21 protein-coding genes are annotated in these 26,417 nt (G+C 60.2%); 4 read left to right on the top strand and 17 right to left on the bottom strand.

Annotation, left to right across the window (positions count from 1 at the left end):
• Window position 1 precedes the first annotated feature (1 nt).
• Window positions 2-1,321, top strand: coding sequence for a nickel pincer cofactor-dependent isomerase, group 22 (locus ACYQ14_RS20810; protein WP_459891465.1), 1,320 nt, complete (start codon window positions 2-4; stop codon window positions 1,319-1,321).
• 86 nt (window positions 1,322-1,407) lie between these two features.
• Here ACYQ14_RS20810 and ACYQ14_RS20805 read toward each other — a convergent pair whose 3' ends face one another.
• The 14 genes from ACYQ14_RS20805 to ACYQ14_RS20740 all read right to left on the bottom strand — a co-directional run bounded on the left by ACYQ14_RS20805 (window position 1,408) and on the right by ACYQ14_RS20740 (window position 18,622).
• Window positions 1,408-2,799, bottom strand: coding sequence for a GntP family permease (locus tag ACYQ14_RS20805; RefSeq protein WP_459891085.1), 1,392 nt, complete (start codon window positions 2,797-2,799; stop codon window positions 1,408-1,410).
• Between the two features lie 174 nt (window positions 2,800-2,973).
• The gene (locus ACYQ14_RS20800) at window positions 2,974-3,738 is read right to left on the bottom strand and encodes an IclR family transcriptional regulator (RefSeq protein ID WP_459891083.1); all 765 of its coding nucleotides are present in this window, start codon (window positions 3,736-3,738) and stop codon (window positions 2,974-2,976) included.
• Between the two features lie 325 nt (window positions 3,739-4,063).
• Complete coding sequence (locus tag ACYQ14_RS20795) at window positions 4,064-4,282, bottom strand: hypothetical protein (protein WP_459891081.1); 219 nt, start codon at window positions 4,280-4,282, stop codon at window positions 4,064-4,066.
• Between the two features lie 111 nt (window positions 4,283-4,393).
• Window positions 4,394-5,170, bottom strand: coding sequence for a hydroxypyruvate isomerase family protein (locus ACYQ14_RS20790; protein ID WP_459891079.1), 777 nt, complete (start codon window positions 5,168-5,170; stop codon window positions 4,394-4,396).
• Between the two features lies 1 nt (window position 5,171).
• Window positions 5,172-6,272 carry a Gfo/Idh/MocA family protein gene (locus ACYQ14_RS20785; RefSeq protein ID WP_459891077.1) on the bottom strand — a complete coding sequence of 367 codons (1,101 nt, stop codon included), beginning with the start codon at window positions 6,270-6,272 and terminating at the stop codon, window positions 5,172-5,174.
• Between the two features lie 103 nt (window positions 6,273-6,375).
• Window positions 6,376-7,710, bottom strand: coding sequence for an alpha-galactosidase (gene melA / locus ACYQ14_RS20780; protein WP_459891075.1), 1,335 nt, complete (start codon window positions 7,708-7,710; stop codon window positions 6,376-6,378).
• Window positions 7,711-7,755: 45 nt separating this feature from the next.
• The gene (locus ACYQ14_RS20775) at window positions 7,756-9,636 is read right to left on the bottom strand and encodes a glycoside hydrolase family 127 protein (protein WP_459891073.1); all 1,881 of its coding nucleotides are present in this window, start codon (window positions 9,634-9,636) and stop codon (window positions 7,756-7,758) included.
• Between the two features lie 270 nt (window positions 9,637-9,906).
• Window positions 9,907-12,267: an alpha-L-arabinofuranosidase gene (locus ACYQ14_RS20770; RefSeq protein WP_459891071.1), complete on the bottom strand. Its 2,361-nt coding sequence runs from the start codon at window positions 12,265-12,267 to the stop codon at window positions 9,907-9,909.
• Window positions 12,268-12,585: 318 nt separating this feature from the next.
• A complete protein-coding gene (locus ACYQ14_RS20765; RefSeq protein ID WP_459891069.1) occupies window positions 12,586-13,737 on the bottom strand; it encodes an ABC transporter ATP-binding protein in 1,152 nt (383 codons plus the stop codon).
• Window positions 13,738-13,858: 121 nt separating this feature from the next.
• A complete protein-coding gene (locus ACYQ14_RS20760; protein WP_459891067.1) occupies window positions 13,859-14,521 on the bottom strand; it encodes a hypothetical protein in 663 nt (220 codons plus the stop codon).
• A 1-nt stretch (window position 14,522) separates the two neighbouring features.
• Window positions 14,523-15,398 (bottom strand): carbohydrate ABC transporter permease, encoded by an 876-nt coding sequence (locus ACYQ14_RS20755; RefSeq protein WP_459891065.1) that lies wholly within the window; start codon window positions 15,396-15,398, stop codon window positions 14,523-14,525.
• A complete protein-coding gene (locus tag ACYQ14_RS20750) occupies window positions 15,391-16,374 on the bottom strand; it encodes a carbohydrate ABC transporter permease (protein WP_459891063.1) in 984 nt (327 codons plus the stop codon). The genes ACYQ14_RS20755 and ACYQ14_RS20750 overlap by 8 nt, the downstream gene beginning before the upstream one ends.
• A complete protein-coding gene (locus ACYQ14_RS20745) occupies window positions 16,371-17,696 on the bottom strand; it encodes an extracellular solute-binding protein (protein WP_459891061.1) in 1,326 nt (441 codons plus the stop codon). The genes ACYQ14_RS20750 and ACYQ14_RS20745 overlap by 4 nt, the downstream gene beginning before the upstream one ends.
• Before the next feature lie 152 nt (window positions 17,697-17,848).
• The gene (locus ACYQ14_RS20740) at window positions 17,849-18,622 is read right to left on the bottom strand and encodes an SDR family NAD(P)-dependent oxidoreductase (protein ID WP_459891059.1); all 774 of its coding nucleotides are present in this window, start codon (window positions 18,620-18,622) and stop codon (window positions 17,849-17,851) included.
• A gap of 225 nt (window positions 18,623-18,847) precedes the next feature.
• On the opposite strand from ACYQ14_RS20740, the gene ACYQ14_RS20735 reads away from it, so the two are divergent.
• Entirely contained in the window at window positions 18,848-20,350 is a 1,503-nt protein-coding gene (locus tag ACYQ14_RS20735) for an alpha-N-arabinofuranosidase (RefSeq protein WP_459891057.1), read from the top strand.
• Between the two features lie 150 nt (window positions 20,351-20,500).
• On the opposite strand, the gene ACYQ14_RS20730 is transcribed toward ACYQ14_RS20735, so the two are convergent.
• Window positions 20,501-21,262: an IclR family transcriptional regulator gene (locus tag ACYQ14_RS20730; protein ID WP_459891055.1), complete on the bottom strand. Its 762-nt coding sequence runs from the start codon at window positions 21,260-21,262 to the stop codon at window positions 20,501-20,503.
• A gap of 132 nt (window positions 21,263-21,394) precedes the next feature.
• Complete coding sequence (locus ACYQ14_RS20725) at window positions 21,395-22,267, bottom strand: fumarylacetoacetate hydrolase family protein (protein WP_459891053.1); 873 nt, start codon at window positions 22,265-22,267, stop codon at window positions 21,395-21,397.
• A 130-nt stretch (window positions 22,268-22,397) separates the two neighbouring features.
• Between ACYQ14_RS20725 and xacF the strand changes: the two genes are divergently transcribed.
• Entirely contained in the window at window positions 22,398-23,846 is a 1,449-nt protein-coding gene (gene xacF / locus ACYQ14_RS20720) for a 2,5-dioxovalerate dehydrogenase (protein WP_459891051.1), read from the top strand.
• A gap of 45 nt (window positions 23,847-23,891) precedes the next feature.
• Here xacF and ACYQ14_RS20715 read toward each other — a convergent pair whose 3' ends face one another.
• Window positions 23,892-24,545 (bottom strand): ThuA domain-containing protein, encoded by a 654-nt coding sequence (locus ACYQ14_RS20715; RefSeq protein ID WP_459891049.1) that lies wholly within the window; start codon window positions 24,543-24,545, stop codon window positions 23,892-23,894.
• A gap of 130 nt (window positions 24,546-24,675) precedes the next feature.
• Here ACYQ14_RS20715 and ACYQ14_RS20710 point away from each other — a divergent pair, with 130 nt between their 5' ends.
• Window positions 24,676-25,911 (top strand): mandelate racemase/muconate lactonizing enzyme family protein, encoded by a 1,236-nt coding sequence (locus ACYQ14_RS20710; protein ID WP_459891047.1) that lies wholly within the window; start codon window positions 24,676-24,678, stop codon window positions 25,909-25,911.
• The last annotated feature ends 506 nt before the right edge of the window (window positions 25,912-26,417 follow it).

The following is a 26,417-nucleotide window of genomic DNA, read 5'->3' as shown; positions in this document are numbered from 1 at the left end:
GATGGAACTCGAGTTCCCCGACGCCGAAGTTCTCCGAGATGCGAACGATCATACGCTCGAGGAGTTGCCCAGGTTCGCGCCGGTTCGCCGTGAACGCGAACTCGATCGGGTCGACGACGTCGAGGCCGCGGCGACAGCTGCTATCGACGATATTGACGCGTGTAGCTCACTTTCTCCGGGTGCCGAGATCGCCGTTACCGCGGGCAGTCGCGGTATTCACGACATGCCCGCGACGCTTTCGGCCGCGATCGATGAACTCCAGGCTCGAGGCTACGATCCGTTTATCATTCCGGCCATGGGGAGTCACGGTGGTGCGACCGCCGAGGGACAACGGGGGACCCTCGAGGCGCTCGGGATCACGGAGGCGACGATGGGGTGTGAAATTCGGTCGTCGATGGCGGTCGAAGCCGTCGGCGACGACTCGTTGGGTCGGCCCGTGTACGCGGCACAGGACGCGCTCGAAGCCGATGCCATCCTTTTGGCAAACCGGGTCAAGGTTCACACCGACTTCAACGGTCCCGTCGAAAGCGGGCTTTCGAAAATTGCCGTGATCGGTCTGGGCAAACACCGCGGTGCGGAGTCGTTGCACAACGCCGCGATCGCCACCGATTTCTCTGCTGTCATCCGTGACAGGATGGACGTCCTGCTTTCGGAGACGCCGATCGTCGGCGGCATCGCACTCATCGAGAACGCGGCCGACCGAGCGGCACACATCGAGGGCGTCCACGCCGTACGGATCCCCGAGCGTGAGCCGGAACTGCTCGAGATGGCCCGTGAGTACTTTCCGCGACTCCCGGTCGATGATCTCGACGTGCTCGTCGTCGATGAGGCGGGAAAGGAGAAATCCGGAACCGGGATGGATACCAACGTCCTCGGACGCTACCGATTCCACGGCGAGGACGAACCCGAATCGCCGAACATCACTCGAGTGTACGTTCGGTCGCTGACCGACCCCTCTCATGGGAACGCACTCGGTGTCGGGCTCGCGGACTTCGTCCACCGGGATTTCGTCTCGGATATCGATTTCGAGGATACGTACGTCAATATCGCGACGAGCGGCGAAACGAACCGAGCGAAGCTCCCGTTCGTGGTTCCCGACGACCTGACTGCGCTCTTGCTCACGTGTTCGACGACCGGCATTTCCAGCGCCGAGAACCTCCGCGTCGCTCGAATTCCGAGTACGATGGAACCTGATACGCTCGTCGTCTCCGAACCGGTCGCGGATGAGCTGTCCTCGCGAGACGAGTTAACCGTCGGACCGCTTGAATCGCTTTCTCTCGAGGGTGGTCAGTTATCGCCTGACTCTTACGATTTCGATTGAGTTAGGATTTCGATTGACTCGGTCTTGTAATTTCCCGCACTACCTTGCGGGCATCACGAAAACCCGCGCCGTCAAGAGTCTACGGATCAGAACAGCGCCTCGGGGATCACCGATGGGTCGGGAAGGATCGCCGCGGCGATCAATACGAGGATCAAGCCGGTTATCGACATGATCGTCGCCGTTGCGGAGTACGTCTTGAACGTCTCTTCCTCGGTGATCCCCGCGATTTTGCTAACCGTCCAGAAACCGCTGTCGTTGTACCACGGTGCGATCATCCCGCCGAATCCGACGGCCATCATCATGTAGACGGCGTTCGCGGCGAGATCGCCGGTGAGGGGAGCCATCATCGCGGCCCCGGTCAGGATAGCGACCGTGCCCGATCCTTGCGAAACCCGAACCATAGCCGCAATGAGCCAGCCGGCGAACAGAAGCGGCAGCCCGTACTCGACGAGACCGGTCGCGATGTAGTCGCCGACACCCGCTATCGCCATCATTCCGCCGAACGTCCCGCCCGCGGCAGTAATCGCGGTGATGTTCCCCCCGGACTTGAGAGCTTCAGTTAGCTCCTCGTTGAACAGCGACCGGTCTCCGGCCATCTCCATTCTGTAGAACGTGAACGACGAAATCGCGGCCGCGAGTGTCAAAGCGAGGTTGGGATCTCCGAGAAACGCCGCCACGTTCCGGACGATCATTTCCTCGCCGAATATCGCGTCGGTGATCGTTGCACCCGCGATGAATACGACGGGGACGGCGACCGGGAGCGACGACTCGAGGAGCCCCGGAAGCTCGTCGGTTGGTCGCTCGGCTTTTTGCTTCAGGCTTTCGGGCGTCGACCCCATCGCTTCGCGAAGCGGGAACTCCTCGCGATTGTGGAGGAATCGACCGTAGACGATTCCGGCAAACAGCGACGTGGGTAACGCCAGGGAGGCACCGATCAGCAACGCGAGCCCCAGGTCGACGCCGAGTTCCCCGGCCATCGCGAGCGGACCCGGAGTCGGCGGGACGAGCATGTGCGTCGCGAGTGCACCCGAACAGAGGACGGCGATATACAGCGAAAATTTCACGCCGGTCTTTGCCTTCATCGACCGTCCGAGCGGCGCGAGCAGGAAGAACACGTTGTCGAAGAATACCGGAATCGACAGCACGTAACTACTGCCCATGAGGGCGTACTCGGAGTTGTTTTCCCCTGTCAGTGACTGAAACCCGCGAACGATCCGTTCTGCGGCCCCGCTGTCCATCAGCGTTTTCCCGATGAGTGCGGCCATCAGAATGGGAATCCCGATGTCCACCATGACGCCCCCGAACTCTTCGGCGACGGTCGCTGGCACCGTCTCGAAGGGAAGTTCTGGGGTCACGACCCCGATGGCGATTGCCGCGATGATAAGCCCGAAAAACGCCGGCAGCTTTACCCAGACGAGCAATGCGACGACGACGACTAACCCGACGAGAAACGGTACGAGTGGGTTGGACAATACCATGCACTGATTATCTACATTATTAATATAAATCTCTTGCGAATGACTGTCATGGTATCTGATACTCGCGTGAGCGTCGCGGCCGATTTACGTGGCTCATACTGCCGGCTGTAACTATGTGATGATTCTCGTATCCTCGAGGCGACGAGAATTGTGAACGACGTACAGCCGACAGTATCAGTTCACGTCCGAACTCCGCAATTGCAGTTGAATTTCGTTCGCAGTCCCCGTCGTCAGTTCCGGAATCGTCGTCTCGAATCGATCGTCCCGGAGCCGGTTTTCGGGACCGGCCACGGCGATCGCGCCGTAGAGGTCGTCGTTTACGACGATCGAACTGGCGACGGCACGCCATCCGTCGATATTTTCGCCCCGATTTAGCGCGTAGCCGCGCTCCGCGATTCGGTCACGGCTTTCCTCGAGTTCCCCGGGGCTCGTGATCGTTCGATCGGTTCGCTGATCGAGACCGCGTTCTTCGATAACCCTGTCGACGTAGTCGTCCGGCAGTGCCGCGAGGATTGCTTTTCCGCCGGCGATGCTGTGGAGATCACACCGGGTTCCGATCGACGCGTACGGCTGGAGCGCGTCGTTTCCGGTCGCCTTCTGAACGTACACCGCTTTGCCATCCTCTTCGACGATGTACCAGACGATTTCACCGGTCTTTGACGCGAGGTCCTCGAGATATGGCCGGACGACCGAGCCGAGTGCGATGTCTTTCTGTACGTACCGACCGTGTGTGAGAAACCGAAGGCTGAGGTCGTAGGTTCCGTTATCGTTGGTCAGGTACCCGAGTTGAGAAAGCGTGTTTACGTAATCGTGCACGGTGCTTTTTGGGAGCTCGAGTGTCTCGGTGATCTCTGCGATGGTAGCGCCATCCTGATTGCGAACGAATTCGATTATTTCGAACGCTCTCCCAACCGTGCTGAGGGGGACATTCGGTGTCATTATTTGATTATCCACCCGACTCACGAATAAAAATTGCGGCTCTCGGTACGGCTCCCGAACGAGTATACCGGATAGATTGATTGGTACGATGATAGAACGTCCCAAATAATATATGGCTTTTCTCTGCAACTAGAATATTGTAATATTATTTAAATAGTTAAAAATAAGTACGGCTAAGTCGAATAGCTGATTTTCCATTCGATTTACTCGGTCGATATACATCTGCGCTCCTACCAGCTGGTGGTACGATACATCTCATCTCAGCTCCCGTTTGAGTTACTTTCACAAATCCATTTTACATACATATGAATGTAACAAATTGCGGCTATAAGCTCATCTCGCCAGCACTCGGACCATCCGACCGCGCTTTCCGCAATCGGGCGTACTCGTATCGAGACGCTCGGCTCCCGTCTGCCCCAGCACCATCGCCCTCCGGTGCAGTACCCGCCGATCCCGCTTTACCGTACGCGTTGGTCATCGCCCGCTTGTCGGTTGTCGGTAGCTCGTCGATAGTGCTCTTCGGCCTCGGGGTTACCGTCGCCATCGGGGGCGAACGACTCGAGACAGAGATGTAGCTCGAGACCCGCTTCCGTCTCGACTGGCTCTGCCGGCGGACGAGGGGGATTGGCCCCGTATCGCCGGTCGCTCGCTCTCGCTACCCGATTTCGCCGTCAAGCGCGTCGAGCGCGTCCAGCGCCGTCGCCACCGCCTCGTCCGGATCTTCGGTTGGCGCAAACTCGAGGCCGACGTAGCCGTCGTACCCGCTGTCCTCGAGTGCCGTAACCACGTTCGCGTAATTCAGTTCGCCGGTGCCCGGTTCGTGTCGCCCGGGGACGTCTGCGACGTGAACGTGGCCGACGTATTCTATGTTTTCCGTGAGATTCTGGATAATATTTCCCTCCGTGATCTGTTGGTGGTACACGTCGTACAGCAGTTTGACGTTCGGCGAGTCGACCGCCTCGATGATCTCGTATCCCTCGCGAGCGGAGGTAAGGTAGTACCCCGGATGATCGACGGCCGCGTTCAACGGCTCCACAACGATAGTCACACCCGCGTCCTCAGCGTCTGGAGCGACGGTCGAAAGCACCTCGACGATATTCTGGTGTTGTACGTCCCGCTCGAGTCCCGCCTGATCCTGGCCAACCGTCGAAATGAGCGATCGACAGCCAATCTCGCTCGCAGTTTCGATCGATTCCCGAATCGTTTCGACGGCCTCGTCGGCCCGGGCTGGATCGGTGAGCGTTCCGCCCGCCACGCAACCGACGATGGGAAGCCCCGCCTCTTTCGCCGCCGCTTCGATCGTCTCCAGCTCTTTCTCGCGCCAGTCCCAGAACTCGACGCCGTCGGCACCGGCATCGGCCGCACGGTCGACCCGGTCGGCGAACGGCTCGTCGTCGTACACCATCTCGAGACAGAACGAGACGTCCACCACGTCACTCCTCCTCCGCCGGTTCGGGCTGTAGTTGGCCGGACTCGACCATTGCCTCGAGCGGGTTGTCCTCGATCTCGAGCGGGAGATCGACGCGACCGCGTCGACGGGACGACTCCCAGGCTGCGAAGATGAGTTCGGTCGCGTTCAGCGCGTTTCCGGCGCCGAGTTCGGACTCATCTCCCGTCTCGAGGGCGTCAACGACGTCGGCGATCGCCCGTTCGACGAGCTCCCAGCCGTGGAGGCCTCCCTCGGTGTCCACGGCCGTCCAGTTTTCGTCCCCGGCGCGTCGGATCCGAAGCGATGGAAGGTCATCGTCCCCAGTAGGTCCGACCTCGATCGTTCCGTCGGTTCCGATCAACCGGTTGTGACAGCCGACCGCTCCTGCCGGACCGCCGTCGCCGGTTGCGTCACTCGTTCCGAACCCGTGAACGCCGTTCTCGTACTCCCAACAGACGAGCGCTTGATTCTCGTTGTGCGCCCCGAACTGCACGTTTTCCTCCCGGTAATCCACTTGCGCCATCACCCACTCGGTCGCGGCTTCGTCGTTGAAGTAGTTACAGAGATCGAACGAGTGAGAGCCGTAGTCAAAGATCCCGATCGGTGCCGAGAACTCGATTCGCTCGAGGTCGCCGATTTCGCCCTCGTCCAGGAGTTCCTTCGCCCTCCGGACGGGATCGCTGAACCGCCGCTGGTGATTGAACGTCACCTGAACGTCGTGACGGTCGGCTTCTTCAACCATCTGCCGAGCGCCGCCGTACGTGTCGTCCATCGGCTTCTCGCAGTGAACCGCGTCGACGACTCCCGATCGAACGCAGTCGATAACGATCGAGTCGTGAACGGCCGGCGGCACGCACACTGAAACGATATCCGGCTCGACCGTTTCGAGCATCGCGCTGTAATCTTCGAAGATCCGGTCCTGCCCAACGGAGAATTCGTCCGCGAACGCCTCGGCGTTTGCACGAACGAGGTCGGCACACGCGACGAGTTCGCAGTCCTCGATCGATTCGTAGGCTTCCGCGTGGCGATACGCCATGGCGTAGCCGTCACTGCCGGGATTCTCCGGTTCGGAACCCGTTCCGATAACGGCGATTGTGTAGGCCATACGGACCGTTCAACGTCCGTGATTATACACTTTGTGCAAGACCCACACGGCTAACTGTGGTCACGTGGTCGGCTGTAGCCACGTGGATGACTGTCGGTTACACTTACGCGTACTCGGGAACGTATTCCGCGTTCGCCTCGAGCAGATCGTCGACCATTCCGTCTATTTCCTCGAGCGTACAGACTGCGGCCGTCAACGGATCGAGTTTCAACGCCTGCCGGAGTGTGTCTTCGTCGCGCTCCAGTGAGGCGTCGACGGCGAGCGACTGGACGTTGACGTTCGATCGGTTGAGAGCGGCGAGCTGGGGTGGGAGTTCGCCGACCGCGCAAGGTCGGACCCCCGTTCTGTCCACGTGACAGGGGACCTCGACGAGCGCGTCATCGGGAAGGTTCGTGATGAGCCGACCCGCGTTTGGAACGTTGAGGTTCATCCGACGAGGTTCGCCGGTCTCGAGGGAATGGATGATCCGCGCGGCGTACTCGCCGGAGCGTGAGAGGGAACGATCCATCTCGGCCTCGTCGAACTGATCGGCGTGGTCGAGCGTGCTCCATTGATCGAAGTACGCTCCGGTGGGAAGCCAGCAAACGGGAGAGTACTCGAACTCGTCTTTGTCTGGATCGTAGGCGCTCGCCCTGACGAGTCGCTCGATTTCGTCGGTGTCGTGACGGAAGTACGGAAGGTACTCGCTCAAGTGGTGACTCGACTCCGTGATGAACGACCCGAAGTGATCCATCGTTTCGAAGCGAACGACGTCCTGGGCGTAAATTTCCGGATCCGCCGTCGCCTTCCGAAGCTCGGGATAGAGATCCTGGTCGTCGCGTTCAATCTCGAGGAACCACGCCATGTGGTTGATTCCGGCGACCCAGTACTCGAGTTCCTCGAACGGGACGTCGACGTAGGATGCGATATCGTGAGCCGTACCGACGATACTGTGACAGATCCCGTAGACGTCGATGTCGGTCTCTTCATCGATGGCCCAACAGACCATCGCCATCGGGTTCGTGTGCTGTAAGAGCGGCGCGTCCGGACACAGCTCCTCCATATCGCGGGCGATGTCGACCATCGTCGGGATCGTCCGCTGTGCCCGGAAGACGCCACCGGGACCGAGCGTGTCGCCAACGGACTGGTTGACGCCGTAGCGCTGTGGAATTTCGATCTCGTTTCGAACCGGCTCGACACCGCCGACGTGGATCATCGTAATGACGTAGTCCGCGTCCTTGAGGACTTCCCGCCGGTCGGTCGTCGCTTCGACGGTCGCGGGAAGGTCGTGTTCGTCGACAAGGACGTTCGTCGCGGCTTCGATCCGCTCGAGTCGGTCGCCGTCGATGTCCATCAGGCTGAGCGTCGAGTCCTGTAACGCCGGAAACGAGAGTACGTCACGGACGAGCGTTTGCGTGAACGTATGGCTTCCAGCGCCGATAAACGCGATCTTCACCATTAGAAACACGTTGTCATGCGTCCACAATAAACGTGCGGGTCGCGGTTACTGGCTCGGAGACGCTCCGCGAATCCACACGGCCATTTCGCCGGGAGCTCTGTTGTCCCAGAGGAAGTACGGGACGGCAGTTACGGACTCCGTCTCGTATTCCACGTCTTCGCTGGGCTGATACAGCGGCGGTTGCGCTTCGACATCGGCCCCGCAAGTTGCGTTCGCCGTTCGCGTCGACTCCCGCTCGGATTTCCACGACTCGAGCGAAGGAACGATCGCGTCGCAATCGATGACGACCGGATCCGACCCGTTCACGCCCTTGAGCGAATCGCCGAGTTCGCCGCTGACACGCGAATCGAACCCGCCGTCCAGCTCGAGACTGTACTGGTCGAGCGGGCGGTCGTTGTCTACCCCTTCGAGACAGTACACCAGCGGCCCTCGAGTGAGCGCGACGCGACCGCAATTTTCCCCGACGGCGGGATGGGTTCGCATCGGGACGACCGACCGAGCGAACGTCGCCTCGACTCGATCGTCGTCCCATTCGCGTTCGATCGTGGCGTACTCGCCGTTGTCACCGGAGGTCACGTCCTCGTCCACGCCGATCGGCTCCCCGTTGATGCGAACGGTCGCGTCGGAACACCAGCTCGGTACCCGGAGCTCGAGCGAGAACGTCGTCGGCTCCGCGGTTCGTACGTCGATAGTGACGTCTTCGCCCCACGGAAACGCCGACGTCTGCTCGAGTTCGACCGCGCAATCCTCGACCGTCGTCGAAACTGTACTCCCGATATATTGGTTGACGTAGAGTGAACCCCCGGAAGCCGCGTACAGATACTCCTCGAGGGAGGCGAGCAACCGCGTGACGTTTGGCGGACAGCACGCACAGTCGAACCACCCTCGGCGGTGATGGTCGCCGCTGCTCTCGAGGCGATTGTCGTAGAAGAACTCGGTCCCGTCAACCGAGACGCCCGAGAGGACGCCGTTGTACAGCGTTCGTTCGATCAGATCGGTATATTTCGCGTTTCCGGTGAGTTCGAACAGTCGCTGATTCCAGAAGAGACTCCCGATCGCCGCACAGGTCTCGGCGTAGGCGGTTTCGTTGGGGAGATCGTAATCCTCCGTGAAGCGCTCGCCGTGCTCGCTCGAGCCGATCCCGCCAGTGACGTACATGCGCTTTCTCGTCATGTTCTCCCAGAGCGTCTCGAGCCGTGCGACCAGATCCCCGTCTCCGGTTTCCGCAGCGATGGCCGCGACGCCCGTGTAGAAGTACACCGCCCGAACGGCGTGGCCCTCGATCGTTTCCTGCTCGGAGAGCGGAGCGTGCGCTTGCGCGTACTGCCCGTCGTACTCGCCGTCCTCGTAGAAGGCACCTCGAGCGTCCGTCGCGATGCCGCCGTCGTCGGGATCGTAGCCGGCAATATCTTCGACGCGTTCGAACTCCCGTTCGAAGCGATCCGCCCTGCTGCGCCGGTCCACGAACGTCTTTGCGAGGTCCACGTATCGATCCTCGCCCGTGACGCGAGCGAGTTTCACCAGGGCGAGTTCGATCTCCTGGTGGCCCGGCGCACCGTCGATTTCGTCGTCGACTCGCGAGTCGATGTGATCTGCAAATCGCGTCGCCACGTCCAGCAGCGATCGATCGCCGGTCGAGCGATAGTGTGCGACGGCCGCCTCGATGAGGTGGCCCGCACAGTAAAGCTCGTGCATCATGTTGAGATTCGTCCAGCGCTTTTCGGGCTCCTCGAGCGTGAAGTAGGTGTTGAGATAGCCGTCTTCGTCCTGCGCGCCGGCGACGAGGCCGATGGTCTCGTCGACTCGATTCTGGAGTTCGTTTCGTCGCGCGTCGCTACGATCGTCACCGCGATTCGAGTCCTCGTCTGCCAGCACGTAGCTTGCGGCCTCGAGCCACTTGTAGGCGTCCGAATCGGCGAACCACATTCCCTCGAACCCGCCGGTTTTCCGTCGGCGACCCGCCGGAAATTCTCGAGACAGCCGCTCGATTCGAGCTGTTCGTACTGGTACTCGAGGGTTACCTCGCGATTCGTCTCGAGCCACGAGTTCCAGAACTGGTCGTCGATCGTGACGTCGGTCAGGCTGATTGACTCGACGTGGGGGAAGTCTTCCATTGGTGTGTTAACACGTTGAACATCCGTAACGTTTCGCCTTCTGGCAATCTCCTCGAGTCGCTACGAACCGCCCCGAACCGTCTTACGCGTCGATTCGAACGCGTGCGACTGCGGAGCGTTCGAGCGGTATCGTCAGCGAGCCGTCTTCAACCATCGATTCGTGTTCGTCGATTTCGTACCCCTCGAGATCGTCCCAGTCGTACCACGCATCGGGAAACTCACCGACTCCTTCCTGCGGGTCGTGCGGGTCGTCCGTCGGCCGCTGGATGATCACCTCCGCCTCCGCACCGTCGAACGGCTCTGGCACCTCGAGGGTCACGGATGCGTCCTCCCGAAGGTTTCGGTTGGTGAGGAACGCACAGAACGCGTCTGTTTCCGGCGTCGCCATCGACGTCGAGTCGACGTAGGAAATGTCGTCCATCGCTCGGATTCGGTAGCCGGTCTCGGGGATGTCGCGCGTTTCGCTGTCGACGCTGGTTTCGATCACCTCCCACTCTTCGTCTCCCTCGAACGCACTCGCGTACAACCGGAGCGTGTACCCGACCGGCTTCAACGGGTTCGGATTCGCCGGGTGCTCGACGTGTTCCGGCGGAAACATTCGAACCGGGAGGTGGGTGTGACACCCTCTCCGCACGTGGTCGCTTTCCCGAATGAACGCGTTGTACATTCCCGCGACGTACGACGCCCCGGCCATCGTGGGCATTCCGGGCCACGGATCGCCCTCGGCGACCGTCGGGTACAGCCCCCACTCGCCGACCATGATGTGGGTATCCTCGAGGCCGGCTTCCTCTGCTTTCTGCGCGGTTTCGGCCAACAGCTCCCCGAACTGGGTCGGGAACATGATCAGCACCTCGCTGTAGTCGATGCCGTCCGCGTCGTGTTCGTCTTTCCACTCCTCGACGCTCCCCGAGTCTTCCTCGCGGATTCCCCAGTTGTACCGATGCATGCCGATTCCGTCGAGGTACTCGCCCGCGATCTCAAAGAGCGCTTCGTTCCACTCCCGTGGATCGGGCAGTTCCGGATCGTCGTATTTCGGATCCATGCCGTCCGGGATGATCGTAATCGAGTCGTCGACCTCGAGCATCGCCGCGGCAAACTCCGTCACTCGCTCGGCGAACAGCTCCGGATCGTGGGTGCCGCCGGCTTGCCATCCGCCCCAGACTTCGTTGCCGACCTCCCAGACCTCGACACCGAAGGGTTCCTCGTAGCCATGCGCCGCGCGAAGCGCGCCGTATTCGGTGTCCACGTCACCGTTGCAGTACTCGACCCAGTTTGCGGCGTCCTCGGGCGTGATCGGTTCTGGGGGCTGGAACTCCCGCTCGTCGTCTTCGTCGACGGTCACACCGACGGTAATCGTCGCCTCCACGTCCGTCAATTCGCAAAACTCGACGTACTCGGCCGTCCCCATCTGGTTGGTATCGAGCCCGTCCCAGACGACGTTCGGCCTGATCGGACGATCCTCGAGCGGACCGATCCCGTCTTCCCACTTGTACGTGCTGGTGACGTTCCCGCCGGGCCACTTCAGGAGGCTGACGTTGCGGTCCTCCATGAGATCGACCGTCGTCGGATTGAACTTCCCGTTGACGGCATCGTCCGGCATGAGCGAAACCCAGTCGAGATCCACGTGGCCCGTCCCTTCGGTGACGATTTCGAGAACGTATTCGCCGTAGGGCGACTCGATTTCGTCGAGCGATCCCCCCTCGAGTTGACTCCCGCTTTGGTCGCGCAACTCGAGTTCGATCTCCTCGTATCGATCCCATTCGTCAGCGAGATCATCGATCACTACGCTCGCCAGTTCATCGCCATCGGGGGCGGTCAAGCGGACCTCGAGGTCGTCGATACCTTCGGCTCTGGCCGAGACGGCGAACTCGTAGGTGAGCGTTCGCCAGTCGGGGAGGACGAGTTGTTGACGAATTCCGTATTTACCATCTTCCGGGATGATTCGCTGGTGGGTGTCCCTGTATTCTTGACCCACTTCCGGCCAGCCGCCATCGGACTCCCACGTTCCGTAGCCGCGAACGCCTCCCTCGTCGGGCCGCTCGAGAGTTACGTTCTCACCCATCGGTTCCCACGGAAACGGGACGTCGTCGTATTCGCCGATCTGGTCCATTCCGTAGACGTGCGAGTCGTTTCCGTGAATCTGGGGCCAGTCGACGAACGAGGTGTTTGTCACGTGTTCCGCGTAGATACCCGGATATATCTCGTGATAGCCGTAGTGTTCGGCGAACCGACCGAACAGCGTCTCAGGAACCGTTCGATCACCGCGCTCGTCGTCATTTGCCGTCACCGTCGCTTCCATCGGCTCGTCCGCTTGTTCGTCGCCGTCGGACCCGGAATCGGTGCAGCCGGCCAGTAGACCGGTCGCGGCCGCGCCGTTCAGAGCGAGGTACGTGCGGCGGGAGCACGCGCTACTCGAGTCGATGTGATTGTTATTGGTAGCCACGCATATTATTGTGCGTTGCGAGATAATAATAGTACTCATTATAGCTATTGGATTATGAGTTACAACTAAAGAATCCGACCGACTCACTCGCTGTTCGTCTCCGTACCGAAACCACGATTTTACACTCTGTTCGAGTGACGACCCCTTCTGCGTTCGAACCCGACGCCTCTCGACGTGTCAGAACCGCTATCCGGCAAGCGATCGTCGCGGTGTCGGCTGAATCGCAAACGGGCCAGTTAATCGGTTCCCGTTCACGAAATACGTCCCTGAGCCGCTAACAACAATTCTGAGCCGCTAACAACGTCCCTGAGACGCTAACTACGTCTTGGACGCCGACGACGCGCTCGAGGCGGTCGCTTCTATCGAGACGTCTTCCCCTTCGTCGAGTAGCAGGTTTTGCTCGCTATCGATGTCGAAGACGTGGATGTCCGACACGTCGAACGTTGCCTCTACTGCGCCCTGAGCCGTAATTTCCGTGCTACTCTCCGTTCGGACGGTGAGTTCGGTACCGTCGCGCTCCAGGTAGACGTACGTGTCGCTCCCAGCGGGTTCGACGACGTCTATCTCTGCGGGAATTCGGCACTCATCGGTTTCATCCGAAATTGACAGCGCCGCGGGTCGAATCCCTAGCCGGAGCCCGGATCCCGACCGTCCAGCTTCGATCCGATCCACCATTGCCGCCGGAAGATCGACGCTAAACCCATCGCCGACGAGCGCCCCCTCGTCGTAGCTTACCTCGAGGAAGTTCATCGTCGGACTCCCGATGAAGCGTGCGACGAACAGGTTTGCAGGTTGCTCGAACACTTCCTCCGGCGTTCCGACCTGCTGAAGATCGCCCGCGTCGAGGACCACGATTCGGTCACTCATCGTCAGCGCCTCCTCCTGATCGTGCGTGACGTACACCGTGGTCGTCTCGAGATCGTCCTGAATCCGCTGGAGCTCAGTGCGCATGTGGAGCCGGAGCTTCGCGTCGAGGTTCGAAAGCGGCTCGTCCATCAGGAAGACATCGGGGTCCCGAACGATTGCACGGCCGGTCGCAACCCGCTGTTGTTGGCCGCCCGAAAGCTCGCTTGGGCGCTTGTTCAACAGATCCTCTATCCCCATCATCTCCGCGGCTTCCTCGACGCGTTCTCTCACGTCGTCTTTGGGAAGATCGCTCGTGAGTTTCAACCCGTAAGACATGTTCTTTCGCACGTTCATGTGGGGATACAGCGCGTAGTTCTGAAAGACCATTGCGACCCCCCGATGCTGTGGGGGAATCTCGTTGACCGGTCGATCGCCGATCGAAATCGTTCCGCTCGAGATCTCCTCGAGGCCGGCGATCATGCGCAACAGCGTCGATTTCCCCGACCCCGATGGGCCGACGATGGAGACGAATTCGCCGTCTTCGATGGTCATATCGAAGTCGTCGACCGCGATGATTTCCTCGTTGTACACCTTCCGGACGCTCTCGAAGCTGATATCGCTCATTGGTATTGTGTGTATTGGTCGCTAGTGTCTTGTTTCTTCGGTCGATGCTCATTTCGCGTTGGGTGGGCGAAGCTGACGGCCGCCCACTCGCCTACGGTCGATCGATTCGTGCTCGGTGTGTTCATGGCGTGATCGTCCTCGCAGTCGAGTGGTCGGTTGATCGTCTCTGCGGTCGATCCTCGCCGTAGAGGACCACGTGATAACTAAAGGCGATTCCGGCGAAGATGAGGACGAACGCGACCATTAACAGGATCGTGACGATCGCAACGGCGGTCGTGAGCACCAGCGTCGTTAGGCTGAGCGTCGGCCGACCGGCCGTCCACGTGCGAGCGGTTCGAAGGGAATCACCCATCGACGCCCCACCGGCCATCGAGACGAATGTCGGAATGAGCATGATGACGGCGTACATGCCCGCCGTAACGCCGAGCACGCCGAGCGCGCCGAACTGAAGCGCTCCCGTAACGGCGTACTGATAGAGGTACAGCGAGCCGATAACGGTGAACACGGCCGGTAAGAGACCGAGGGCGGCGGCGTTTGCGCCGTTCGTTTTGACGACGTGACGGACGTGAGTCCGATCGATCGTTCCCGCCGGACTCGAGCGCATCGACTGGATCGCGGCGTAGGCGGCCAGCGTTGCCGGGCCGGCGGTGATCACTGGGAGCGACGCGAGGAACCAGCCCACGCTCACGACGATAAGCCGGTGGATGTTCTGGAAGACGAACCGGCCGGTCTCGCCGACAGCTGACATGAACCGTTCGCCGTCCGAATCGATGGTCGCCGACACGTTATTTCACCGTCCCTTGTAATGCGACCGCTTTGAACAGGTAATCCTGCATCGCCAGGAACAGGATCAAAAGCGGCGCCGAGGCGATGATCGCGCCGGACATCACGAGCCCCGGATCGGTCACTTCCTGGGTCTCGAGGGTCACGAGGCCGATCGGGAGCGTGTACATCGCCTCGTTCTGGAGGATGATCAGCGGCCAGAGAAAGGAGTTCCACAGCCCGATGAACGAGAACAGTCCCAGCGCGGCGATCGCGGGGAACTGCATCGGGACGGCGATCCGGAAGAAGATCCGGGTCGTCGAAAAGCCGTCGAGTCTTGCGGCTTCCTCGAGTTCCTCGGGAATGTTCTTGAAGAACTGGTAGAGCATGAACACGCCGAAGACGCCGGCCGCGTACGGGAAGATGATCCCCAGCAGGTTGTTCACGAGCCCGAGCTCGGAGACGATCGCGTAGATCGGAATCAGGTTGACGGCCGCGGGAACCATGAAACTCGCGAGGATGATTCCCATCACGATTCGTCGACCCGGCCACTCGAGTCGGGCCAGCGCGTAGGCGGCCATCGAGTCGACGAGGACGACGACTATCGTTCCGACGGCCGCGAGGGCAAACGTCGCGATCGTCCACGAGACGACGGGAGATTCGAACAGGATCACGCGATACCACTCGAAGGTGATGTCCGTGGTCAACCAGTGCGGACTGGAGTCGTAGATGAGGTGTTCGGGTTTGATCGACGTCGAGGCCATCCACACGTACGGAACCAGGAACAGCCCTGCAAAGCCGTACAGTCCGAGGTGGAGGACGACGGATCGCACCTGACTTTTACTGATTTCGATGCCGCCAATTTCGTAGCCGCGCGCGTACTGTGTTTCGTTACTCATTGGTATCACCCTCGATGACTTCCCCCTCGACCCGAGACGTGTACCCCTCGAGCAGGTAGTAGTTCGCGACCGAGATGACGAATAGGATCACGAACAGGACGTAGCCGATCGCCGCGGCGTAGCCGAAGTTCTGGTTGCCGAAGGCCGCCTCGTAGAGGAAGACGACCATCGTCTGGGTGTTCTGTCCGGGGCCGCCGTCTGTCATGATGAAGATTATCTCGAACACCTGGAACGATGCGATCAGGGACGTGATCATGACGAACAGCAGCGCGTGTTTCATCTGGGGGAGCGTGATGTCCCGGAACATCTGCCACGTGCTCGCTCCGTCCAGTCGTGCCGCCTCGTAGAGGCGTTCGGGGATCCCCTGGCGGGCGGCGATGAAGATGACGAAATTGACGCCCATGCCGCCCCACAATGAAGCGATCACGACCGCCGGCATCGCGTACGTGTGGGAGTTCAGCCAGTTCGGCGGGTTCTCCATGATGAAGCCGAGATAGTAGCTTATCGGACCGTACGTCGGCTCGTACAGCTGCATCCAGATGAGCGCGACGACGGCGACCGTGAGCATGCTCGGACTGAAAAACACCGTCCGGAGGAACCACTTGCCTCTCACGTCTTTGGTGACAGCGAGTGCGAGCACGAGCGGTACCGTAATGACCAGCGGAACGATCATCAGGGTCCACAGGAGGCTATTGGTCAGGGATGTCCAGAACACCGGGTCCTCGAACATTCGCGTGTAGTTGCTCAGTCCGACGAACTCAGACTGGCCGGTGAAGACCGGATCCCAGTTGAACAGGCTGATGTAGAACCCGTACGCGAGCGGGAAGAGGAGGAACAAACCGAACAGCGCGAGAAACGGGCTCGCAAACCCGATACCCGCGAGGCTCTCTCGAGCCGAACGACTGTCGGAAACGAACGGCAGTCGCTCGAGCAATCCCTTCGATCGGTCGGTGTCGGCTGCTGAACCAGTACTCATAGTGTCCACTCTCGTTCTTCCTCGATGATTCGGTTCGATCGTTCTGCGGCGTCTTCGATCGCTTCTTCGGGTTCCATCCGATGTGAGTACAGCTCGCCGAGGTTTTCGTTCAGCGGCTCCCACCACCGGTTACCGAACTCGGTTCGGGGTGGATACGCGAGGGCGTCGTCGGCAGCCATTTCCTGTAGCGGTCCCTGGACTTTCCAGGACTCTGCTTCCCGCAGCGTATCGGATTCGGTCGCGGCGATGCTCCCCGGCAGGTGACCGCCGTTCAACGCCCATTCCTCGATGTATTCGGTCGTCAGTTCCCTCGTGAACTCGATACCTGCATCGGTTTCCACGCTCGTCGAAGAGTGGCGTAGCTCAGGTACCGGAACCGAAACGAGGTGCGTGTCCGCACGGGTAACGACCTGTTCGACGTCCGGGGCGATATTCGGTTTGAAGTAGCCCCAGTCGAACTCGGCGCCGGCCGCGACCGGATACGCCCACGTTCCTTCGTAGACCATGGCGACGTTTCCGCCGCGCCAGCCGTCCAGACCGGCGGCCATATCGGTGTGGTCCCACCCCCGTTCGCCGATTTCGTAGAGGAACTCTGCGGCTTTGATTCCGGCTTCCTCGTCGTATCTCACCGCCGTGTTATCCTCGTTGATCATCTGTCCGCCGTACTGGCGGAGAAACATGAAGAACTCGCTGTCGATAATCGCGGACCGAAACGCGTAGGCGTCGGTGTTTTCGACGATGGCGTCGCAGGCATCTGCGAACTCGTCGTAGCCGTCCGGCGGATCTTCGGGGTCGAGCCCCGCTTCCTCGAAAAGGTCCTTGTTGTAGTACATCCCCTGCGGGTGGGCGTCCATCGGAATCCCGAGTTGTTCGTCGTCGAACTGGCCGCTTTCCCAGATCGCTTCAGTGTACTCGTCCTCGAGATCGGCGAACTCGTCGCTCAGATCCATGAAATAATCGTTGTACTGACCGAGCACGCTTCCGTGGGTGATCGTCAGGTCGGGTGCGTCGCCGCCGGTGAACGACGTGTACAAGCGGTCATAGTGGTCGTCCGGCGGAATTCGCTGCCGATCGATAAACGTTCCACTGGCGTCTTCGTTGTACGATTCGACGATCCCCTCGAGCGCCTCGCCGTCACCACCGCCGAACCGCTCCCAGAACGTGACGATGGTATCGTCGCTCCCGGCCCCGTCCGGAACGGCACCGCCGCCGGTAAAGAGGCCGATGCATCCCGACAACGAGGTCAGTCCCCCGGCGCCGAGACCACCTAAGACGGTCCGACGGCTGAGGGATCTATCCCCATGAGTGGCTCTGTCTGCCATGTCGGTAAGATCATATCCATAACACATAAGTATTTGGTTTATCGACTGATATGCTGAACGAAGTCCGGACCGACCCGGCATCCGTGACTCACACTCGTCGTCCAACGTGATTCAACCGTAAACGGCGGTCGCGTGAGATCGTAATCTCAGTGTCAGAACGCACTATCCGCGAATCCGCCGTCGACGGTGAGCACCTCGCCGGTGACGAACGAGGCGGCATCGCTCGAGAGGTAGATCGCCGCCCCGATCAGTTCTTCGCGTTCACCGACCCGTCCGAGCGGCGTTCGCTCGTCGATTCGCCCGCGTTTTTCCGTTCCTTCCGCGTAGGTATCCGCGTTCTGTGGGGTGATGAAGAATCCCGGCGCGATCGCGTTGACTCGAATTTGTGGCGACAGCTCCTTGGCCGAGGCTCGAGTGAACGCCTCCACACCGCCTTTGGCGGCCGAGTACGCCGGCAGGTTTTCCATCGAGAGACGCGCTGCGAGCGAGGAGATGTTGATGATGGACCCGCCGTCGTCCATTGCGGGGGCAAACACCTGCGTTACGCGCCGGACGCCGTCGAGGGCCACGTCCGTGACGAACTCCCAGTCGTCGTCCTCGATTCCGGTGACGGTCTCTCTCGAAATCGCTCCCTGCGAGGCGATCACAATATCGATTCCTCCCAGGGTTTTCTCGGCAACGTCGCGAACGTTCTCGAGCGACTCGCGGTCGGTGACGTCACACGTGACCCGAGCGGTGATTGCGCCGCGGTCCTCGAGAAGTGCGGCAGTGTCCTCGACAGCCGCTTGGCCGCGACTCGTCGCGATGACGTCCGCACCGTCGGCCGCAAACCCGACGGCGATTGCCTGTCCGAGTCCGCTCGTCCCACCGATAACGATCGCACGCTTGTCCGCGACTGAAACGGGTGCGTGTGAATACTCCTGCATATACAGGACAACCCTATCCTGTATTATCAACGTTTCCATCGATGGATCGACCAACGCCTTTCTCACCCTGTCCCTTGGATGATTTCCGTCTTTCGGAGCGTCTCAGCCGTGCAACCGAACACGCCGCGTCGGCGGCGATGACCAATCGTTCACACCCAAATCTGGTCTGGCAATTGATATAATTCGAAGTATTTATATCGTTCTCCGAAAATATCAAATTAGTGCATGACTGACGCACGAGTAGCAGTTCATACGGAGGCGACTATCGATCGCATCGCGCCCGAGGTTCACGGCCACTTCGCCGAACACCTCGGACGCTGTATATACGGCGGTATCTGGCATGCCGACAGCGCGGATCAGGACGGATTTCGCGAGGATACACTTTCTCTCCTGAACGATCTCGAGCTTCCCGTGCTCCGGTGGCCGGGCGGCTGTTTCGCGGACGATTACCACTGGGAGGATGGAATCGGCCCACAGGAGGACCGGCCGCGCCGACGAAACCTCTTCTGGGCGCAGGGCCCCGAGGAGATTCCCGAGGAGTCGAACGCCTTCGGCAGCGATGAGTTTCTGGAACTGTGTGAACGAATCGGAACGGAGCCCTACCTCGCGGCGAACGTCGGCTCCGGCGACCCGCAGGAAGCCGCAAACTGGGTCGAGTACTGCAACTACGAGGGCGATACCGAACTGGCCGACCGCCGTCGCGAGAACGGCCGCGAAGAATCCTACGGCGTCAAATACTGGGGGCTCGGGAACGAAAACTGGGGCTGTGGCGGTCGCATGACCCCCGAGCAGTACGCTCGAGAGTACCGCCGGTACGCGACATATGTCGGAACCATGGACAACTTGCTGGTTGAAGAGGACCTCGAACTCATCGCCTGTGGCTTCGAAGGCCACGAGTGGAACCGCCGCTTCATGGAGGAAGTCGCGGGTGCACCGTGGGGGACGGAGTTCCCGCTCGATCATCTGACGCTTCATCACTATTACGGGCAGACGATGACCGTCTCGGAGGCTGACGAGGACCAGTACGATACGTTCCTCGCGGACGCACTCGAGACCGAACAACACATCGACCGAATCGCCGCGGCGATCAACGCGGTCGCGACGACCCGCGATATCGGCGTCATCATCGATGAATGGGGGTCCTGGCATCCCGAAGCGACGGCCGACAACGGGCTCGAACAGCCTGGAACCGTTCTCGACGCACTTTCCGCCGGGGCCGTCCTCGACATCTTCAATGACAACAGCGACGTGGTGACGATGACGAACATCGCCCAGACCGTCAACGTGCTCCAGTGTCTCGTCGAAACGGATGAAGACGACGCCTGGGCACGACCGACCTACCACGTGTTCGACCTCTACGCCCCGCACAAGGGCAACGAAGCCGTCCAGACGTCCGTAACGACGCCCGCCCGAGAACTCGACGACGACCGCGAACTGCCGCTGGTCGGTTCCTCGGCGTCGGTCAGTGCGGACGAAACCTACGTCACGCTCACGAACCTCGACTGCCGTGATTCTCACGCCGTCGAAATCGGACTCGAGGGCCCTACGCCAAGCGAAGCGGACGTTACCGGAACCGTTTTGTTTGCCGGTCAGGAGCCAGATATGGAGGTCACGGCGAACAACGCCGACGAGTTCGGTCCCGAAGACCTCGCCGTTTCGGTCGATGGTGACGGCACCCTCACGACCGAGCTGCCACCGTCGACGGTCGCAGCGATCTCGATCCGATAATTAGAACACTCGTTCGCTATTCCACACTACTCGTTCTTTCGAGAACGGTTTTCGTTTTTTGTGACCCGTCCGTGTGTCGCGACGTTCGTTCGCACCTGATCGACAGTTTCGTCCGGTTCGACCGGTCGCTCGATGGTTGAACCGCCCGAATTAGGAATAGTTGTACTCGAGTTCGATGACGTTCGCCGCGGCGAGGACGGATTCCGGCAGGTCCTCGTAGAACCGTTCATCGCCGACGCGGTGGACCGGACAGGAGACGCTGATGGCCGCGATACTCCGATCCTCGTCGTCGGTGATCGGGGCGGCGATACAGCGCAATCCGTTGAGTCGTTCCTCGCGATCGATCGCGTATCGCTGCTCGCGAACCTCCTCGAGTTCGCTCAGGAGCTTGTCTCGATCGGTGATCGTGTGAGATGTTGCTTCCGGGAGGCCGTGCTCTGTGAGGATTTGTTCTACCTCCGCTTCCGGTCGAAACCCGAGGATCGCTTTTCCGAGGCCGGTGCAGTGCAACCTGACTCGCTTGCCTTCGTGCGTGTCGAGCTCGACCGCGTTGTCGCCTTTGGCCTGGTAGAGATAGATCCCTTTGCCGTTTTTTTCGACGAGTAGGTTTACCAGTTCACCCGTCTCTTCCGCGAGTTCATCGGCCTGGGCCTGTGCGGTGTCGTAGATCGGTGTTCGATTTCTGGCGTACGCTCCGAGACCGAGAAACGCCAGCCCGATGTGGTATTCGTCGTCTTCCTTGTCGACGTACTCGCAGTTCGTCAACGTCGTGAGATGGTTGTGAACGCCACTTTTGCCGATATCGACGCGATCAGCGATCTCGGAAACCCCGGCGCCGTCGAGCTCCTGAATTACCTCAAGGATCTCGAAGGTCCGGCCGACCGTACGAACTGGATGATTCGGTTCAGCCATATTCGCCTAGTAGACACAACGGATATATAAATGGTTCTGTCACAGTAAACGTTGTTCTCCATCACTTAGCCGCAACTCCCGCATGAGAAACTGGTCTCAAGTACGATATTGGAACCGGCCCCGATCGATCGTTCAGACTTCGACAACGGTGTTCGTGAGTGTACCGATCTCTTCGATACCGATTTCGACCACGTCCCCTTCCCGGAGCGTAAACTCCTCGCCCGGGACGAGAGACGTTCCGGTCAACAGTACCGAGACGTCGGAAACGGCGTTGTGTTTAACGTAGTACTCGGTCAATTCCTCGACCGAACGGACCATCTTCGACGTGTTCGTCGATTCATCGTAACGAATTTCGCCGTCGCGAGAGATCCGCATCCACATCTCGAGGTCGTGGGGGTCGTCGATGGCGTCGGCCGATATGATGCAGGGGCCGATCGAACAACACCGATCGTAGACTTTCGCCTGCGGAAGGTACAGCGGGTTTTCTCCTTCGATCGATCGACTGCTCATATCGTTGCCGATCGTGTACCCGACGATTTCGTCTTGGGAGAGGACGACGCCGAGTTCGGGTTCCGGAACGTCCCAGTCCGAGTCTGCACGGATACCGACTGTCTCGTCCGGCCCGACGGTTCGGTTGGGTGTCGCCTTGAAAAACACCTCCGGACGGTCACTCTCGTACACCTCGAGATACATGTCCGGCATCGAACTCTCTGCTTTTCGCGCTTTCTCGCTGATTTGGTAGGTGACGCCGGCAGCCCAGACCTCACCCGACGAGAGAGGGGATTCTATTGGCCGGTCGTTCACCGATTCGATCTGGCGGACGTCGGCTTCTTCGATGAGTTGGTTGACGAGCGCGTCGATCGACCGATTCGCGATGTCAGCCGCATTGAGCAGGTCGTCGAACGTCTGTAATCGCGATTTCGCTGCGGTGAGGTCGTACACCGATCCGGCCGCTTCGACCGCGAGGCGGGGGTCTCCTTCCTCGCGAAGCTGATAATAACGCATGTGAGTACCAGTAGGTTTATTCGCATCCGTAATAGGTCTGGTGCTCGTTTGCTATTTTTCAGATTCTCGCGAGCCGGAGAATCCTGTAAGAATCATAAGATCCGTATACGAGCATCACATAGGAGTTCTCGTGACCGCAAACTACCAAAATTACGTAAACGGTGCGTGGACCGACGCAGAAACGAGCGAGACGTTCGAAACCACCGATCCGGCAGCTCCCGAAGAAGTCGTCGCGACGTATCAACAGGCGTCAGCTGACGACGCGGATTCGGCGGTCGAAGCGGCCAGCGACGCCCAGTCCGAGTGGGCGAACACGCCCGCGCCCGAGCGAGGCGCAATCCTTCGAGAGGCGGGCTCGATCCTCGCCGATCGGAAGGACGAACTCACCGAACTGCTCACCCGCGAAGAGGGCAAGACCCACGCCGAAGCCGGCGGCGAAGTCCAGCGCGCCATCGATATCTTCTATTATTATGCCGAGAAGACTCGAGATCTCGGCGGCTCGGTTAAATCCGCGAGTGGACCGCGGACGAACCTCTACACGGTCAACGAACCAGTCGGCGTCACCGCACTGATCACGCCGTGGAACTACCCCATCGCTATCCCGGCCTGGAAACTCGCACCGGCGCTGGCGACCGGAAACACCGTCGTGCTCAACCCCGCCTCCGTCGCGCCCGGCGTCGCGCTCGAGTTGTTCAAGGCCCTCGACGAGGCCGGCATCCCAGACGGCGTCGCAAACGTCGTCACCGGTCCCGGAAGCACGGTTGGAGATGCGATTATCACGCACGAGGATGTCGATGGAGTCTCCTTTACCGGCTCCGGCGAAGTCGGCCACATGGTCTACGACAAGGCGACCGACGACGGCAAGCGCGTCCAGACGGAACTCGGCGGGAAGAATCCGACGGTCGTCTCCGACAGCGCGGACGTCGAGGAAGCCGCCGATATCGTCGCCAACGGTGCGTTCGGCGTCACCGGGCAGGCCTGTACGGCCTGCTCCCGTGCGATCGTCCACACCGACGTCTACGACGAGTTCGTCGACGCCGTGGTCGATCGGGCGGAGTCGATCGAAATCGGCCCCGGCGACGAGTACGATATGGGGCCGCAGGTCACCGAAAGCGAACTCGAGGGAACCCTCGACTACATCGATGTCGCACAACAGGAGGGTGCAACCCTCGAGACCGGCGGCGGCCGGCCCGAAGGCGAGCGATTCGAAGACGGCTACTACGTCGAACCGACCGTCTTCTCTGATGTCGACAACGAGTACCGAATCGCCCAGGAGGAGGTGTTCGGTCCCGTCCTCGCGGTAATCGAAGTCGAGGACTACGAGGAGGGTCTCGAAACGGCGAACGACGTGCAGTACGGCCTGTCGGCGAGTATCGTTACCGACGACCATACTGAAGCCGAGCGATTCGTCCGAGAAGTCGAGGCTGGCGTCGCCAAGATCAACGCGAAGACGACCGGTCTCGAACTCCACGTTCCCTTCGGCGGGTTCAAACGCTCCTCGAGCGAAACCTGGCGCGAACAGGGTGACGCCGGCATCGACTTCTATACGATCGAGAAGACGGTCTACGATACCTTCTAAGGACCGATCCGACAATTTTTGCGTTATTTGAGGACCGAATCGGCGTTAGTATTCGTCACCCGCCCAGCGTATTCCTCGCTCGAGCAGCGAACGCACCCCCTCGTTTCTGATCGCCGGGAGGTCGTGTCCGAGCGAGCAGTAGAACACGCGACCGTCGCCGTGAGGTTTCACCCATGCGACCGGCATGTCTCCGTTCTCCGGATGATCCATGCGTGCGAGCACTCGCACGTCGTCGTCGTACTCGAGGACGTACGGCTCGTCCCAGACTGAAAACCCGTTCAGGTCGGCCGTGATGGGGTGGTGAGTATCGACGACGGTCACGTCGAACGCCGTCTGTTCTGGGTGCGTGAGGAAGTGCCCGCCGAGCAGGGAGCGGAGTTCAGGAACGGGTTCGTCGCGATTCTCCTCCACCGTCGTCGTCAGATCCGCCGCGCCGTGGATACCGACGTACCCGCCGCCGCCCTCAACGAACGAACACAGGCCGGATCGCTGGGGGTCACTACACGTACTGTCCGTAGTATAGTCCACGAGGACGTCGTAATCCCGAATTCGATCTGTAACGAGTGTTTCGCGATCGGTCGTGACGGTAACTTCGATTCCACGAGCTTCTAGGAATCGTTTGAGTGGCGGTCCAAGTCGGTCGATTCGGTGGAACGGAAAGCGGTTCCCGCCGAGGATCACGGCCTTCAGGTTTGACATCTATCGGTGACGATGACGCCCGGAAGCTAAAATTTACCGCCCTCGTCGTCGCACTCGAGGCGGTGCTATCGGTTCTGTGACTCACCGACATGCCAAACGTGATATACCATGAGGAGTAAAACGCAGTTGTATGCCGAACTACCGGACGCTACGCGATCCGAACGCAGAGTATACCATGCGCGACCTCTCATCCGAGACGATGGAGTTGACCGCCGACCGCGGTCCGCGGGATGTCGAAATCACGGATGTCCAGACGACGATGGTCGACGGGAACTACCCCTGGATTCTCGTTCGCGTCTACACCGACGCCGGACTCGTCGGAACGGGCGAATCTTACTGGGGCGGCGGTGATGATGCGATCATCGAACGAATGACGCCGTTCCTGATCGGCGAAAACCCGCTCGACATTGATCGACTGTACGAACACCTCATCCAGAAGATGTCCGGCGAGGGCTCGATTTCCGGGAAAGTCATTTCGGCGATTTCCGGAATCGAAATCGCGCTTCACGATGTCGCCGGCAAAATCCTCGATGTGCCCGCCTACCAGCTGGTTGGGGGCAAGTATCGTGACGAGGTTCGGGTCTACTGTGATCTACACACCGAAGACGAAGCCGACCCGATCGCCTGCGCCGACGAGGGTGAACGCGTCGTCGAGGAACTGGGTTACGACGCGATCAAGTTCGATCTCGACGTGCCCTCGGGACACGAAAAAGACCGGGCGAACCGCCATCTCCGTGGCCCCGAAATCGATCACAAGGTCGAGATCGTTCGCGAAGTCACCGAGCGCGTCGGCGACCGCGCCGACGTTGCCTTCGACTGTCACTGGTCCTTTTCTGCGGGCTCGGCCAAACGGCTCGCCCGCGAGCTCGAGCCCTACGACGTCTGGTGGCTCGAAGATCCGGTCCCGCCGGAAAATCACGACGTTCAACGGGAAGTCACGCAGTCGACGACCACGCCGATCACCGTCGGCGAGAACGTCTACCGAACACACGGCCAACGACAGCTTCTTGAAGAGCAGTCGGTCGATATTATCGCGCCAGACCTTCCACGCGTCGGCGGAATGCGCGAGACCAGAAAGGTGGCCGACCTCGCGGACCTCTACTACGTCCCAGTCGCGATGCACAACGTTTCCTCGCCGATCGGGACGATGGCCTCGGCGCAGGTCGCGACGGCGATTCCGAACTCGCTTGCGCTCGAGTATCACTCCTATCAGCTCGGCTGGTGGGAGGACCTCGTCGAAGAGGACGGATTGATCGAGAACGGTCGGATGGAAATTCCGGAAAAGCCCGGTCTCGGGTTGACCCTGGACCTTGACGCCGTCTCCGAGCATATGGTTGATGGTGAGACATTGTTCGACGCGGCATAAGCCGCGTCGTGCTCGCTGAGTTTCACTCAGCGTTGTTCGACGAAGCATAGCTTCGTCGTGGTCGCAAATCTTTGATTTGCGTTGTTTGACGAGGCGTAAGCCGCGTCGTGCTCGCGGAGCTGGCTCCGGCGTTGTTCGACGAAACGTGAACGACGAGGCCTAAACTGTCGGACTTGCGGTCCTTCGTTTTTGTGATAGTCGATGAGATAGTTGCGTCAACTCGAGGCGAGCGTCGCGGACGCTTTTTCACCGAATCCGGGCGATGTCGAGGGTAGCCGAGATCGCGGAATGCATCGATTGGCGGTGTGTGACGCCACGAAGCGAATCTGTCGGTGGTGAACGATCCGATATCGTCCTTGGGACCTTCGTCGGTTACGGCTCTATCGAGAACTCCGTTCTCCATATATGAACGATCGGTTTGTAATCGGGAACGGAGGTGGGTGACTACTGGTTAGCAATCGATTTCCCGGGTACCGTATAAATCGGTCTGCTGATCCGGTACTCCG

This window comes from Halostagnicola bangensis, from assembly GCF_054653435.1.
The sequence above is the reverse complement of the archived record's forward strand: the minus strand, read 5'-3'. Positions and strand labels throughout refer to the sequence as shown.

Bases quoted from the DNA above. Each gene is read 5' to 3' on its own strand.
- ACYQ14_RS20785 (WP_459891077.1), bottom strand. From the start codon at position 6,272: ATGGCCTACACAATCGCCGTTATCGGAACGGGTTCCGAACCGGAGAAT.
- ACYQ14_RS20740 (WP_459891059.1), bottom strand. From the start codon at position 18,622: ATGCAGGAGTATTCACACGCACCCGTTTCAGTCGCGGACAAGCGTGCG.
- ACYQ14_RS20810 (WP_459891465.1), top strand. From the start codon at position 2: ATGGAACTCGAGTTCCCCGACGCCGAAGTTCTCCGAGATGCGAACGAT.
- ACYQ14_RS20805 (WP_459891085.1), bottom strand. From the start codon at position 2,799: ATGGTATTGTCCAACCCACTCGTACCGTTTCTCGTCGGGTTAGTCGTC.
- ACYQ14_RS20715 (WP_459891049.1), bottom strand. From the start codon at position 24,545: ATGTCAAACCTGAAGGCCGTGATCCTCGGCGGGAACCGCTTTCCGTTC.
- ACYQ14_RS20800 (WP_459891083.1), bottom strand. From the start codon at position 3,738: ATGACACCGAATGTCCCCCTCAGCACGGTTGGGAGAGCGTTCGAAATA.
- melA (WP_459891075.1), bottom strand. From the start codon at position 7,710: ATGGTGAAGATCGCGTTTATCGGCGCTGGAAGCCATACGTTCACGCAA.
- ACYQ14_RS20735 (WP_459891057.1), top strand. From the start codon at position 18,848: ATGACTGACGCACGAGTAGCAGTTCATACGGAGGCGACTATCGATCGC.
- ACYQ14_RS20725 (WP_459891053.1), bottom strand. From the start codon at position 22,267: ATGCGTTATTATCAGCTTCGCGAGGAAGGAGACCCCCGCCTCGCGGTC.
- ACYQ14_RS20750 (WP_459891063.1), bottom strand. From the start codon at position 16,374: ATGAGTACTGGTTCAGCAGCCGACACCGACCGATCGAAGGGATTGCTC.
- ACYQ14_RS20775 (WP_459891073.1), bottom strand. From the start codon at position 9,636: ATGTGGTTCGCCGATTCGGACGCCTACAAGTGGCTCGAGGCCGCAAGC.
- ACYQ14_RS20765 (WP_459891069.1), bottom strand. From the start codon at position 13,737: ATGAGCGATATCAGCTTCGAGAGCGTCCGGAAGGTGTACAACGAGGAA.
- ACYQ14_RS20730 (WP_459891055.1), bottom strand. From the start codon at position 21,262: ATGGCTGAACCGAATCATCCAGTTCGTACGGTCGGCCGGACCTTCGAG.
- ACYQ14_RS20795 (WP_459891081.1), bottom strand. From the start codon at position 4,282: ATGGCGACGGTAACCCCGAGGCCGAAGAGCACTATCGACGAGCTACCG.
- ACYQ14_RS20710 (WP_459891047.1), top strand. From the start codon at position 24,676: ATGCCGAACTACCGGACGCTACGCGATCCGAACGCAGAGTATACCATG.
- ACYQ14_RS20745 (WP_459891061.1), bottom strand. From the start codon at position 17,696: ATGGCAGACAGAGCCACTCATGGGGATAGATCCCTCAGCCGTCGGACC.
- ACYQ14_RS20755 (WP_459891065.1), bottom strand. From the start codon at position 15,398: ATGAGTAACGAAACACAGTACGCGCGCGGCTACGAAATTGGCGGCATC.